Source organism: Cytobacillus sp. (assembly GCF_964223445.1).
Lineage (GTDB): Bacteria > Bacillota > Bacilli > Bacillales > Cytobacillaceae > Cytobacillus.
Window position 1 is genome coordinate 1 of record NZ_CAXQGS010000091.1, and the last position, 12,801, is coordinate 12,801.

Consider the following 12,801-nt stretch of genomic DNA (forward strand, 5'->3'; position numbering starts at 1 on the left):
ATACGCATATCTTACCTGCACATTCTCGTCTATACTTCCACGTAATCTGGAAGCTGCCTGAATCGCTTTTTGATAATGCGCTCCTTCCATTTCCAGACCACATACATTCCAGGTAGAATCATGGAAACTAAGCCTGTCTTGATTCCAGGACCCACGACAAGGGGCTTAACATGGAAGTATTTCTGACACATTCTTTCAAGCGAAAACATGATTGGCGGCACTACAGAGGAAATGATAATGCCATCTATATCTGAAAAGGAAAGATTAACATGCTCAAACAGAGACTTCACAATCATTCCGTATTCATCTTCTGTTTTATTCCGGTTAGTTTCAATTCGCCAATGATGCTTTAATTCATCTTGGTCATAGACACCCAGAACGATATTCGTATTTCCCACGTCGAAAACAAAAATCAACATTCTCACCACTTTATGATTATTTAAAAAAGCTCAATAGCTTTATTTTTTCACTGAAAACATCATATCACAACTGTTATTGTTTCGTGTAATCGAAAATTCCAGCCGGTTTGGCAATTGATATTCTTTCCGCAAAAAAAGCGCCCATAAAGGCGCTTTTTGGTTATTTGTCTTTGCGTTCTTCATCGATGGCAGGAGGCACATCCGCTTCTGCAGGGCTTGAGCCTTCCCTGGTTTCAGGAATTTCGCCTGTTTCAGCAGGATCCTCTTTCTTGATGCTGATGTTCACTTTCACATCTTCATCAGTTGAAATGGAAGTCACTGAACGGTCAGGCAGTCTGCCATGTTCTGATAGATGCTTGATTTGCTCCGCATCAAGCGTTTCGACTTCAAGTAATGTATTGGCGATCAGATTCAGCTTATCGCGGTTTTCCGTTAAGAGCTTTCTTGCTCTTTCATAAGATTCTTTGATAATGCGCTGGATTTCAAGATCGATTTCATAAGCGATTGCATCCGAATAGTTCTGTTCATTATGGAAGTCACGTCCAAGGAAGACCTGGCCGCCCTGAGACTGTCCGAACTGCAATGGTCCAAGCTTGTCGCTCATTCCAAATTCAGTTACCATGCGGCGGGCAATACCTGTCGCACGCTGGAAGTCATTATGGGCACCTGTACTCACTTCGCCGAACACGATTTCCTCCGCAACACGGCCGCCAAGCAAGCCGACAATTTTGTCGAGAAGCTCAGGCTTCGTCTGGAAGTAGCGGTCTTCTTTCGGAAGCATGACTGCATATCCGCCAGCCTGGCCGCGCGGCACAATTGTCACTTTATGAACCATTTCAGCTTCATCGAGCACTAAACCGATGACTGTATGACCCGCTTCGTGGAAAGCAACAATGTTTCTTTCCTTTTGGGAAATAACACGGCTTTTCTTAGCTGGTCCTGCAATAACGCGGTCTGTTGCTTCATCGATATCTTCCATATCGACTTTTTTCTTATTTCGGCGTGCTGCTACAAGCGCTGCTTCATTCAATAGATTTTCAAGGTCTGCACCTGAAAATCCAGGTGTACGCATCGCAATGCTCTTTAAGTTAACCGACTCATCTAAAGGCTTATTGCGGGCATGTACTTTAAGCACTGCTTCACGGCCTTTGACATCTGGGCGGTCAACCGTAATCTGTCTGTCAAAACGTCCCGGACGCAATAATGCCGGGTCAAGAATATCCGGACGGTTTGTGGCAGCAATGATGATAATTCCTTCATTTGCTCCAAATCCATCCATTTCAACTAATAGCTGGTTAAGGGTCTGCTCGCGTTCATCGTGTCCGCCGCCAAGGCCGGCACCACGCTGGCGTCCTACAGCATCAATTTCATCGATAAAAATAATACATGGCGCGTTCTTTTTCGCATTTTCGAATAAGTCACGGACACGGGAAGCACCCACACCTACGAACATTTCGACGAAATCAGAACCGCTTATAGAGAAGAACGGAACGCCTGCTTCACCGGCTGCTGCCCGTGCAAGCAAGGTTTTACCTGTTCCCGGAGGTCCTACAAGAAGAACCCCTTTAGGAATTCTTGCTCCCAATTCAGCAAACTTGCGCGGATCTTTAAGGAACTCAACGACCTCTACAAGCTCCTGCTTTTCTTCATCGGCGCCTGCAACATCTTTAAAGCGCACTTTCTTTTTGCTTTCATCATATAGCTTGGCTTTGCTTTTGCCGAAGTTCATCACACGGCTTCCTCCGCCCTGCGCCTGATTCAGCAGGAAGAAGAATAGTATGAAGATGATGATGAAAGGAATGATTGACGTAAAGAATGTCACCCATCCGCTTGTTTCCTTAGCCGGCATGACTTCAACATCTGAAGACTGGGCTAATTGATCCACACGGTCAAGGATATTATCATTGTTCATGATATAAGTCAGGAAGTATTTTCCTTCTTCATATCCTTCTAGCTGACCCCTTACTTCAAATACACCTCTCTCAGGCTGAAGGGAAATGGACGTAATATCGCCGCTTTCCAAGTGATCAACAAATTTATTATAAGAGATGTGCTCCGTTGGTTCATTGTTGCCGTTAAAGAAGCTGACAACTCCAATAATGACTAAAAATATTAATAAATAAAAGATGGTATTCCGGAAGATCCGATTCATCCCTTACCTCCTCCCACGGTAAACAAACTATAGTGTATAGTATCATAGAAAATCGTGCCAATACAAGGAATTAGACTTCTTAAAACCGGGTGATTCATGTTGCAGTAAAGGGCTTTAATACAAGATCATTGCTTAGGATTTCCTTAATCTTTATTGCTGTATACTTCCGGCTTCAGGACCCCAATATATGGAAGATTACGGTATTTTTCCGCGTAATCCAGACCGTAGCCGACTACGAATTCATCAGGAACAATAAATCCTACATAATCAGCTTTGATATCAGCCTTTCTTCCTGTTGGCTTGTCAAGCAGTGTTACAATCTTAATGCTTTTCGCTTTTCTGTAACGGAACAGCTCAACAAGGTAGCTGAGTGTCAAGCCGCTGTCTATGATATCCTCGATGATTAGAATATCTCTGCCTTCCACAGAAGTATCAAGGTCTTTCAGAATTTTCACTTCTCCTGAAGAAACCATTGCATTTCCATAGCTTGATACATCCATGAAGTCCATCTCAAGATATGTATCCACGCGCTTTAGAAGGTCGCTCATGAAAGGCATGGCTCCTTTTAAAACCCCAATGGCAAGCGGGAATCGGTCCTGGTATTCTTCAGTAAGTTCAGCAGCAAGGGATTTAATCTTATCCTGCAGCTCCTCTTCCGAAATCAGTACTTTTTCAATATCATTTTTCATCATTTATTGTGCCCCCTAGAAGATCATTGCTTTATGTATTTTAAAATAATATAACTGGTACAAGATTGCTGCTGCCTATCATCATGTGATTTCTTCAAACCAGGCACCCACAGGATCCTGCCTTGTGCATCTGTCACAATCGGCCAGGTTTTCCGATCATGCAGCGATACTTTATGATCGATGAAAATGTCCTTAATCTTTCGGGACCCCTGCATTCCTTTTAGCGTCATGCGGTCTCCCTTTTCTCTTGTCCTGATAATGATTGGAAGAGAAGCATCCTCCCTGCCTAATACCAGGGTATCATTGTTTAGAATTCCTTCAGGACAGTCAGCATATTCAAGGATAATCGATCCGCCGTTTGGGAGTATAATGCTTGCAGGTTCGAAGACTTCATAACGATAGGATTGTACAGGTTCCTTCGGGAATAAGAAGTGGCATTGCCGGTAGGAGCGTACAATGTGTAAACCGCCTGGAAAATCTAAATTTCCCGATGGATGAGGACTTTTCATTAAGGAAAAAATGCTCTCTATATGAGATGCCGATAACGATGCCGGCCTTTCCTTATAAAGATAGTTTAATATTAGTTGAATCCCTCTCCTTTGTAAAGGCATTGGCATTGCCTCGAAAGCATCGATATCCATACTAATTTCCTCATTGGCATTCTTTTTCATTACTGTATTCATTTTATGGACAGTTAATTCCTGCAGATATGCTTCATCACTTTGCAAATCTTCACTGAATCTTTGAAAATGCTCATGCACCTGAGGATTTTCTTTTCTCAGGAATGGGAGCACTTCCTGCCTGAATCGGTTGCGGCTGTATACGCCTTTTTCATTGCTTGGATCCCGCCGGGGGTTCAGGCGTTCTTTCAGGCAGTAGCCTTCGATTTCTGCTCTATTCAAGCATAGGAAAGGTCGGATGATAAAATAATCGCCAAATGGGCGCATGAAGGGAATTCCTGCCCGTGCGCTGCCGGCGCTTCCCCTTGTAAGCCGCATTAATATGGTTTCAACCTGATCATCGCCATGATGTCCAAGCGCTATAAAGTCTGCCTCATACTTCGTGGCGGTTCTTTGATAGAAGCTGTAGCGGCAATCCCTTGCAGCTGTCTGGGAACTCTTCCCGGATTTCTCCATATATTCAGGTACATTCACTCTTTCCATTTCAAATGGAATGGCTTTCTCTTTGCAGTAACCCTTCACAAACAAGGCGTCCTGAAAGGATTCTTCGCCTCTGAACATATGATCAACATGTGCGGCGATTAGTTCGATTTGAAGCTGCTGTTTCCGGCTCCAAAAATAATGGAGCAGGGCGATTGAATCCGGACCTCCTGATACACCGACTACTATTTTCTTATTGTTTAAATCCAGTCCCTTTTTCTTAAGGAAAGCACTCACTTTCTCTTGGAGCATAGGCTTCTTCCTTATCCGTTTGAAATGTATTTATTGCTGACAATCAGAAAAAGATTATCCTCTAATTGAAGTTTCACTTTATCACTACCCCTGCAAAGGGCAGCATAATCCTTCATATAGAAAAGCATATCATTTTTAAAGGGTAAATATCAAAAGGGATTAAGCTTACTATACGGATCAGGGAGAAGAAAGTTTCATTTTTCACTAATTTAAAGCAGCTGCCCATAAATATAGAAGAAATAAAGAAGCGTCACGATAAGGGTAATCAGCAGGGTTTCAAAGATACTCCCTTTCTGCTTTTTTTGCCTGTACATTTGCCTGCTGGCGGGCAGAGGACCAGCTGATTGTCCGGCATTCCTGTTTCCCGTGCTCCTTTGCGGCGGGTTGGAACGGGTGAGCTGGAGCATATCATTTCTCATTTCACCTGCCGAGCTATAGTTTCCTTGCAGGGCATTTAGAATAACATCTTCGTATTTCAGCAGTTCTTTCTTTTGGCGGACCATCATTTTGAGCTGTTTGAGGTCACCTGTTGTCTTAGCAAATCTTTTCGGGTATGCTGTATTGATTAAAATCATGGCTGCAGCAAAAAGATCGTAGGCAGGGTCAGCCTTTCTGGTCCCCAATCCCCAATAGCCGCGATCATAAAACTCGGTAAATTCTTTTATCGCCCTGCCTTGAATAGTGGTTCCACCCACATCAATCGTACGTATTTTTGAGGGTGGGCCTGTTACGATCAAATTATCCGGCTTTAAATCACCGAAAACCCAGCCCGCTTTATGCAAGGAATCAAGATCATTCAGCATCTGTACGATTAAGACACCGGTCCAGGAGGATCCTTTTTGCTGGATAAAGGTCAGCAAATCAGGGCCCTGTATATATTCCATTGCATAGAACGAAACCTTTCCACTCCTTCTTTCCCAATCATCCACATCAAGCAAAGAAGGCCCGAGGGCAGAGCCTTGGACCTTTGCAAAGGATTTAAGGACGTTCACTTCAGACGTGATGGACATCCCGTTATCACTCATTTTCAAAGCAACCTGCTGATTTTGGTTTTTGGCGAGATACACAATCCCATTAGCACCATACCCCAATTCCTTAATAATGGTATATCGGTTTCGGTGCCACTTTCCTTCAATTACAGTACCAGGGTTTACTTTACACTGACTCTTCAAAGAATGATTCATCATCACGGGAAAGCAGACTCCTTAATGAACGTTTTTTCTTAAAATGGTTTAGTGCCTCATGAATGGCCGGACCTGTAGGCGTAATCCCGCCTGTTGTCAATTTCGAGAAAATACTGGTCAGAGATTCAAGATTCGGTGTCCAATCCAGCAGTTTTTCGACATCTTTCTTTTTCCCGGGAAATACGAATACGGAAAAACGGTTATCACCAGATCGGGCATTAAGACTTAGGGAGAGATCCAGCAAGGCTTCTTTTACGGTAGGAAGCTTATGCTTCATGCTTGCACTGGTATCCACGAGAATCAGCACTTCAAGTTCAACCGTTTCACCGAGTTCATCCACGACCTCCATCACTTCCCCCCGCTGATCAGGCGGAAGGTCTTCCATTGTTTTTGAGCCGCCCAGGATCTGCTGGAGCTCTTTATTCACAACTCCCTGAAGTGTCTGGGTCATGGCTTTTCTCGTCACCATCTGTACCGTCTGGGACAGCTGCTGAGAGTAGACAACCTGACTGACTCCGCCTCCTGACATTGCGATTCCTTCAATTTCATTCATTCCCTGTTCATCAATGACATCCTGCTCCATGACTCCGATTACATTCACAGTTATACCCTGCTCCTTGGCCAGTGCCGCCATGGCAACAGGATCTTCACCCTGATTTGAACAGCCATCCGTTATCAGTAAAATTTGTTTCAGTGTTCCTGTTTTCATTTGAAACTCCCCTCCACATTCTGAGTTGTTAGCATTTTCGACTGAAAGGAGGGGAAATATACCTAAGAAATGCGGAAGCACCTTGTTCACCCCAGACAAGCACAAGACTAGCCTCACGGGAAGGCGTACTTTGCCTTTCTGGGAAGCTTGGCTTGTGACCTCGAGGGGGTAGGTGCTGGAGCTGGACAATTACCTAACTTCAGAGACCTATTGAGTTATTTAACTATGAGCAAATTAATCAGTTGGCCTTTTGGCGGATGGCATGTACGGGGATGCTGGTCCATTTAGGAGTATTGTGTTTGACCTTTGACACCACCACCGTCATATCATCTTCAATATTTCCGGATCGTGACCTGATCACCTCTTCCATAATTAAATCGGCCACTTCTTGAGGATCGTCCGTCTTTAACTCGGATACCTTGCGCTTCATCCACAAATCAAAATTCTCAACATGTTTTGGCCCTTCAAAAACGCCATCACTCATCATAATCAGCAAATCTCCCGCTTTAAGCTGCTCACTGACAACATCTACATCAAATTCCTGGATAATGCCCATAGGGAGATTGCTGGCCTGAATTTTCATCACTTTATGGCCTCTCTTTACAAAGCTTGGAGTTGATCCAATTTTCAAAAATTTCGCGTCGGCATTCTGCAGATCAATCATTGCTAAATCCAAGGTGGAGAATATTTCGTCTGTGGTCCTTAATGAAAGAACGGAATTGACTGATTTAATGGCAACCTGCTCTTCAATGCCCGATTGAAGAATTTTTTGCAGTAGCTGAAGTGTTTCCTGGCTTTCCGCGTGAGCCCTTTCCCCATTGCCCATTCCATCACTGATGGCAATCGCATACTTTCCGCAGCCCAGCTCGATAGTGGAATAGCTGTCGCCTGATACTAAACCGCCGTCCTTCGCAGCATGTGCAACGCCTGTTTCCACCACGAATGCCTTGGCTGACCGGAATGTGACATGGCAGTATCCATTCGGGAACGCGGCGCATTCCTCTGAATTTACTAATATTGTTTCTCCCAAAATATCAGATAGCATCGGTGCAATTAGCTTTTCGCATTCTCCATGCCCCTGGCAATATGGGATGGTCATATCAATGTCGACATTTCCCTGCTCCAGGCTGTAGATTTCCACCTGCTCGATATGAATGCCAAACTCTTGAAGCGCTTCAAGTATCTGTTCTTCCTGTTTATGATGATTTTCCCGCTCCCGCTGGATTTCTTTAGCGAAATCACCCATCACCTCCGAAACACCCATCAGCTGATCAGCTACCAGCCTTCTGCTTTCCTGAACCTGCTTCTTGAGCTTTTGGTTCGCCTTAAAATATGTAAGCTCCTGCTGTACAGCTTCAGTCACTTTTTTCGATCTTGTGCAGTACTTTTCCCAATCTCTCGCAAGCTTTGGAGAAAGGGAACCTTCATTGTTATCCACATCATGCATAATATCCATCATATAGTCATAGGTTGTATTAAAGTTCTTTGACCAGCAATGATCTTTCTTAAAGCAGGTCTGGCATGTTTTTTCAGTTACATTGCTTAAGAAATAATCCACTTCCCTGTCACCGTCTTCTTCCCATTCAGAAGGCTCATCATGAGAGGAGAAGCTTTTAGAAAGGGCCTGGAAGACGCTTGAGAACTGGGCAACACGCTGTGCTGTCACATCGCGCATTTTTCTCATATATTGCTGCTGCTCAGCGGCATATTCAGGTGTTCCCGGGACTTGCTTGGCCAATTTCATCGTTAAAGCCTGCGGAGTTAATAAAAATAAGAGAATCGCTGCGCCTGTTTCGGACAGAGTTTTCATGAGGTTTCCGCTTCCTTCTCCATACATGCCCATCAGGAGTGTCGCAATCAGAAGGCCGAATGCCACACCGAACTTCCTGCCTTCTTTTAAAAGACCGCCTAATAGACCCGCGAAGGCTAGCAGACTCATATGATAAAAGCTCGATATATTCGCAAGGGAGAAGATCAGGCCGGTTACCACCCCTACTGTAGAACCGACTGTTGCTCCTGCCACAAAGGCAAAGAGAAGGACAAGATAGCGTGACATAATATGCTCGACTGAAAGATCATAGACAGTCCAGCCTATTGTTCCCGTCATAACAGAAGCCAGCATAATGATCAGACAGACGATTTCTTCGGTTTTCAGTGATTGTCTGCGTTTATTAATCGAAAGCAGCGGCAGCCCCTGCAGAAAAATTAGCGTTAGAATGAAGCCAAGACCTGACTCAACACCGGTCATCATTCCATCATATAAAGTCAGCTGGCCCTTCATAATGAATGCCTCCAGGAGCTTGCCTCCTAAAAGAGTGAAGAATACAAAAAAAGGCAGGGCCCTGATTTCATTATGCAGCCATTTTTTCGAGACCCGGAAGGCAAATAAAAAGATGAAAGTTATTCCAAAAGCGGATACAGCATTGGAGATGGACAATGTGGCAGCACCGGCCATTAATCCCACTAGTGCCAGGGGCGCCTTATCCCTACGTATGAAATAAACTGCGGCAAAAAACGGAAGGCTAAATGGGGTAAGCTTCGCCAATATCAAGGCTCTTCCAAGCAAAAAGCCAATGATCAGCAGAACATAGCCTTTTTTCAGAAAGAAATTCTCCAACCCTGAGTGGAGTTTTTTTAAGCCTTTGGCAAAATCCAGTTTCGGTTTGTTGAAGGGCACTTCCCCGATCGGCTCCATTACATTCCTTTCTACCTTTTCCATTAAACTACACTCCCCATATTTTTATCGTTGCTGACAATTATAAAATCCAGCGCTCCAGAAGTTTGTCAAAATAGCAGACAAGCCCAGGCTTTTCGTTCGACGGTTTTCCACTATATATGGGGATAGGTAACAAGATTTAAAATTGGACCTGCTGAAGTTGGACTGGATTCTTACAAAAAAAGTAAACAAACCCTTGGAATGATAGCTTTCATCGGAAAGAGAAGCATGGAAGAAATTGACGAAGAGGCAAGGGAGATTTACGACATATTTCTTTAAATATCTTATTGACTTCCTTTTTAAAAATTTGTATTATAAATCTTGTGCTTCAGAGCGCAGCTATAAATCTATTAAAACATGGCGGTGTAGCTCAGCTGGCTAGAGCGTACGGTTCATACCCGTGAGGTCGGGGGTTCGATCCCCTCCGCCGCTATCATGAAATGCGGAAGCGCGTTGCCCAGGGGCGACAAGCATAAGACAAAATGGCAGAAAGGTTGCATTTTACCTTTTTAACAGATTGGCTTATGACCTCGAGCCCCTACGCTCTTAAGCTGGACTATTGAAATGCGGAAGCGCCTCGGTCACCCCGACAAGCACAAGACGATCCGCACAGAAAGGTGTTCTTTACCTTTTTGGGAGGAGCGGCTTGTGACCTCGAGGGGGTAGGCGCTGAAGCTGGACAACTTAGAATGTTATCTTCCACGGCCCGTTGGTCAAGCGGTTAAGACACCGCCCTTTCACGGCGGTAACACGGGTTCGAATCCCGTACGGGTCATTTCAAAAGAGCGTCAGCCTTAGGCTGGCGTTTTTTTGATGGATTTTGAGGATTTTTTCTTCTTTCAGAACATAATTTTAGATTTTACCAAGCAATTGATTAAACTGTTTAATTCCCTTCCAGTTTATCGGTCGCTTTTTCAGGTTTATCGGCCAGATTTTCAATATATTGGCTACTTTTACCATATATCGGTCACTTCGCACTGTATCAAGGTTTCACTATTAATAAGCTGCCTGCAGAATTTACAGCGTTAAACAACACAAAAAAACAAGCCCCATCGGACTTGTTTTCCATCCTGCTATATAGATAGATCGATCAGCAGCAAGTTATCCCCGTTTAGCGCCTCTTCCTCCTCGTTTGGATTCAGTATGGCGCTTTAGCGACGACAGACGATCTTCGCTGTCCTTTAGGAAACGAGCCATTTTGGCTTCAAAGTTTTCTTTAGGGCGATGGTCGTTTGATCTGTTATGGCGAGGTCGGCCAGAGTTTGTATTAGGTCTGAATTCTTTTCTGTCGCCTCTTTCAGGTCTTTCAGAACGCTCAGGCCGGTCTTTTGCCTTTTTGATGGATAATCCAATCTTGCCGTCCTTTTCGACATTAATGACTTTCACTTCAACCATGTCACCCACTTTGAGGTGCTCATTAATATCTTTTACATACTTGTCAGCGACTTCACTTATGTGTACCAGACCCGTTGAGCCTTCCGGCAGCTCCACAAATGCTCCGAATTTTGTAATGCCTGTGACCTTTCCTTTTAACTTGCTGCCTACTTCGATTGACATTAAAAAAATTGCCTCCTTGAAATATTTAAATCAAACTTATTATATATTATACAGAAACCAAAAAAAGAGTGTCAATAAAGCGTCAGTCAGCCTTTTTTTCCTTTTTCTTTTCTTTTTCCGTCTCTTCTTCAGGGAGGTTAAAAATGATTTCGTTATTGTCAGATAGGAAGTAATCTTTGCGGGCAAGCTTCGCGATATACTCATCATCATTCAGCTTAACAATTTCTTCTTCGAGCATAACTTCCTTCTTCTCCAGGTCAGAAAGCTCCTGGTCCAGCCTGGTTTTCACTTCTACTTTTTCTTCCAGAGCAGCAGACTGCGAAACGAGTGTAGAGATCATAAAAAATGAAACGACGGCTGCCAGTGTGAAAAATGCCGCTAATCTGCGAAATAATAGCTTTTTCTTACGGCCCGCACTGATCTCTGCTGCTTCCTGCTGTTTGACATAGCTGGTTTCCATTTTGGCTACATTTTTCTTCTTGGTGACACTCATTTCCGCACTCCCTCCTTACTCTTTAGGTTTCTTCCACTTTGCAATCCATTTTAAAACATAATTCTTTATCAGCTGTAAATATCCTGCCAATTTATTATATAACTTCTCGACTGTTTTTTTAATCTTTTTCGGCAATAATTTCCACAAAAGTGACAAAATCCATTTGACAGGCAGAAAAATCATTTTTAAGATGAACCAAAAGACTCGAAGTATGACTTTTAAAAGGGAATAAAGTCCTTTTCCAAGCATAACGGCTATCGCAATTAACGCCATAATAAGACCCTGGATGGGCTTATAGATGAGCAAAGTAATGGTCTTCACGAAAAAGCGGTATATGGAGATCGCCATCCGGATGGATATCTCCAATACCCGCAGATACATTTTTTTAAATAGGCTTTGATAAGCGGCAAAACCGCACAGCAAAGCAATGAAAATATAAAACCTTAACTCGCCTTTATTCACCAGAAATAAAATATAGAAGATTGCCAGTCCCTGGACAAGCCAAAAAAGAATGTCATTAATAAATACAAGCCAGCTTTTCCGCTTGGTTCTTTGCAGGAAACGATTATACGTATCAAGGGCAGCCCCAAATACACTTCCCATGCCGACCATCGCCAGCATGGTCACAAATTGAGTGGTCAGCGTCATCGGAACAACTTGCTAAAGAATCCTTTAGCTTTATCTCCATTCTGATCGTCAATATAAACGAGGTCAAATACCTTCCCCTTGATGGAAACAATTCCCTTGTCCACATCCAGATTCTTCATCTGCAGGTTCTGCCCTCTAATCGCAAGAAATCCCATCACTGTCTCCAGCAAAAACTCTTCATTATCAAAGCTTTCGACCTGTTTAACGCCTGTAATATCGAGCAGTCTTCTGCCTCTCATAACGACATCATGTTCCTGAGTATTGGTTTTGTTTGAATTTGACTCATAATATTGACTCATTATTTATCCCCCGCAATCTGCATAGTACAACCTTTTTGTACATGTTTATGAAAAGCGGGATTAAAATAGAACAAGCCAATAGGAAAAGCGGAGGTCCTGCTGAATTTGGAACTATGAAACCGGACGAAATTCCGTTAAATTAAGATTTAACGGCCAATATGAAGATTCTATCGGCCTAAAACGGTAATTTAACGGCCAACTTTGCTCTTTTATCGGCCAATCTCCATAAGCACAGGCCTTATGCCTCCGATTCTACTTTCTCTTCCTTAACAATCGAGTACATTTCCGCTGCTTCCTCCTTGCGGGTCGTTTCCTGCAGGCGCTCTACTTTGACCGTTACCAGCTTCTGCCCGAAGCGGATTTGAAGTTCATCTCCCACTTTAACGGTTGAGCTTGCTTTGGCCTGCTGTCCATTTATTGAGATCCTTCCCTGATCAGAGACTTCTTTTGCCAGTGTTCTTCTCTTTATAAGCCTGGATACTTTTAAAAATTTATCTAATCTCATCTTTTTCCCACTCCCTCT

Annotated in this window: 11 protein-coding genes, 2 tRNA genes and 1 pseudogene; 2 read left to right on the forward strand and 12 right to left on the reverse strand. The window is 43.5% G+C overall.

Going from position 1 to position 12,801, the window contains the following annotated elements; genetic code table 11:
• Window positions 1-128 precede the first annotated feature (128 nt).
• The 7 genes and pseudogenes from ACEQ1T_RS16660 to spoIIE form a co-directional block, all read right to left on the reverse strand.
• Window positions 129-416, reverse strand: a pseudogene (locus tag ACEQ1T_RS16660) (type III pantothenate kinase); the annotation flags it as partial.
• 163 nt (window positions 417-579) lie between these two features.
• The gene (gene ftsH, locus ACEQ1T_RS16665; RefSeq protein ID WP_206845845.1) at window positions 580-2,571 is read right to left on the reverse strand and encodes an ATP-dependent zinc metalloprotease FtsH; all 1,992 of its coding nucleotides are present in this window, start codon (window positions 2,569-2,571) and stop codon (window positions 580-582) included.
• Between the two features lie 143 nt (window positions 2,572-2,714).
• A complete protein-coding gene (gene hpt / locus ACEQ1T_RS16670; protein WP_370223862.1) occupies window positions 2,715-3,260 on the reverse strand; it encodes a hypoxanthine phosphoribosyltransferase in 546 nt (181 codons plus the stop codon).
• A gap of 23 nt (window positions 3,261-3,283) precedes the next feature.
• Complete coding sequence (gene tilS / locus ACEQ1T_RS16675) at window positions 3,284-4,672, reverse strand: tRNA lysidine(34) synthetase TilS (protein WP_370223837.1); 1,389 nt, start codon at window positions 4,670-4,672, stop codon at window positions 3,284-3,286.
• A 209-nt stretch (window positions 4,673-4,881) separates the two neighbouring features.
• Complete coding sequence (locus ACEQ1T_RS16680) at window positions 4,882-5,859, reverse strand: serine/threonine protein kinase (protein WP_370223863.1); 978 nt, start codon at window positions 5,857-5,859, stop codon at window positions 4,882-4,884.
• The gene (locus tag ACEQ1T_RS16685) at window positions 5,828-6,565 is read right to left on the reverse strand and encodes a VWA domain-containing protein (RefSeq protein ID WP_370223839.1); all 738 of its coding nucleotides are present in this window, start codon (window positions 6,563-6,565) and stop codon (window positions 5,828-5,830) included. Before ACEQ1T_RS16685 ends, ACEQ1T_RS16680 begins: the two co-directional genes overlap by 32 nt.
• Window positions 6,566-6,803: 238 nt before the next feature.
• Window positions 6,804-9,284 carry a stage II sporulation protein E gene (gene spoIIE / locus ACEQ1T_RS16690; RefSeq protein WP_370223841.1) on the reverse strand — a complete coding sequence of 827 codons (2,481 nt, stop codon included), beginning with the start codon at window positions 9,282-9,284 and terminating at the stop codon, window positions 6,804-6,806.
• A 356-nt stretch (window positions 9,285-9,640) separates the two neighbouring features.
• Here spoIIE and ACEQ1T_RS16695 point away from each other — a divergent pair.
• Together ACEQ1T_RS16695 and ACEQ1T_RS16700 are read left to right on the forward strand one after the other, a co-directional pair.
• Window positions 9,641-9,714, forward strand: a tRNA-Met gene (locus ACEQ1T_RS16695).
• A 270-nt stretch (window positions 9,715-9,984) separates the two neighbouring features.
• A tRNA-Glu gene (locus ACEQ1T_RS16700) sits at window positions 9,985-10,056 on the forward strand.
• Between the two features lie 326 nt (window positions 10,057-10,382).
• Here ACEQ1T_RS16700 and ACEQ1T_RS16705 read toward each other — a convergent pair.
• From ACEQ1T_RS16705 to ACEQ1T_RS16725, 5 genes are all read right to left on the reverse strand, one after another.
• Window positions 10,383-10,838 carry a S1 domain-containing RNA-binding protein gene (locus ACEQ1T_RS16705; protein ID WP_206845855.1) on the reverse strand — a complete coding sequence of 152 codons (456 nt, stop codon included), beginning with the start codon at window positions 10,836-10,838 and terminating at the stop codon, window positions 10,383-10,385.
• A gap of 82 nt (window positions 10,839-10,920) precedes the next feature.
• Window positions 10,921-11,331, reverse strand: a complete 411-nt coding sequence (locus ACEQ1T_RS16710; RefSeq protein WP_206845856.1) for a septum formation initiator family protein — start codon at window positions 11,329-11,331, stop codon at window positions 10,921-10,923.
• A gap of 15 nt (window positions 11,332-11,346) precedes the next feature.
• Entirely contained in the window at window positions 11,347-11,979 is a 633-nt protein-coding gene (gene yabQ, locus ACEQ1T_RS16715; RefSeq protein ID WP_206845857.1) for a spore cortex biosynthesis protein YabQ, read from the reverse strand.
• Window positions 11,976-12,278: a sporulation protein YabP gene (yabP, locus tag ACEQ1T_RS16720; protein WP_370223842.1), complete on the reverse strand. Its 303-nt coding sequence runs from the start codon at window positions 12,276-12,278 to the stop codon at window positions 11,976-11,978. Before yabP ends, yabQ begins: the two co-directional genes overlap by 4 nt.
• Window positions 12,279-12,516: 238 nt before the next feature.
• Entirely contained in the window at window positions 12,517-12,783 is a 267-nt protein-coding gene (locus ACEQ1T_RS16725; protein ID WP_009336652.1) for an RNA-binding S4 domain-containing protein, read from the reverse strand.
• Window positions 12,784-12,801: the final 18 nt, after the last annotated feature.

Bases quoted from the DNA above. Each gene is read 5' to 3' on its own strand.
- hpt (WP_370223862.1), bottom strand. From the start codon at position 3,260: ATGAAAAATGATATTGAAAAAGTACTGATTTCGGAAGAGGAGCTGCAG.
- ACEQ1T_RS16725 (WP_009336652.1), bottom strand. From the start codon at position 12,783: ATGAGATTAGATAAATTTTTAAAAGTATCCAGGCTTATAAAGAGAAGA.
- ACEQ1T_RS16710 (WP_206845856.1), bottom strand. From the start codon at position 11,331: ATGAGTGTCACCAAGAAGAAAAATGTAGCCAAAATGGAAACCAGCTAT.
- ACEQ1T_RS16685 (WP_370223839.1), bottom strand. From the start codon at position 6,565: ATGAAAACAGGAACACTGAAACAAATTTTACTGATAACGGATGGCTGT.
- spoIIE (WP_370223841.1), bottom strand. From the start codon at position 9,284: ATGGAAAAGGTAGAAAGGAATGTAATGGAGCCGATCGGGGAAGTGCCC.
- yabQ (WP_206845857.1), bottom strand. From the start codon at position 11,979: ATGACGCTGACCACTCAATTTGTGACCATGCTGGCGATGGTCGGCATG.
- ACEQ1T_RS16680 (WP_370223863.1), bottom strand. From the start codon at position 5,859: ATGATGAATCATTCTTTGAAGAGTCAGTGTAAAGTAAACCCTGGTACT.
- ftsH (WP_206845845.1), bottom strand. From the start codon at position 2,571: ATGAATCGGATCTTCCGGAATACCATCTTTTATTTATTAATATTTTTA.
- tilS (WP_370223837.1), bottom strand. From the start codon at position 4,672: ATGCTCCAAGAGAAAGTGAGTGCTTTCCTTAAGAAAAAGGGACTGGAT.
- ACEQ1T_RS16705 (WP_206845855.1), bottom strand. From the start codon at position 10,838: ATGTCAATCGAAGTAGGCAGCAAGTTAAAAGGAAAGGTCACAGGCATT.
- yabP (WP_370223842.1), bottom strand. From the start codon at position 12,278: ATGAGTCAATATTATGAGTCAAATTCAAACAAAACCAATACTCAGGAA.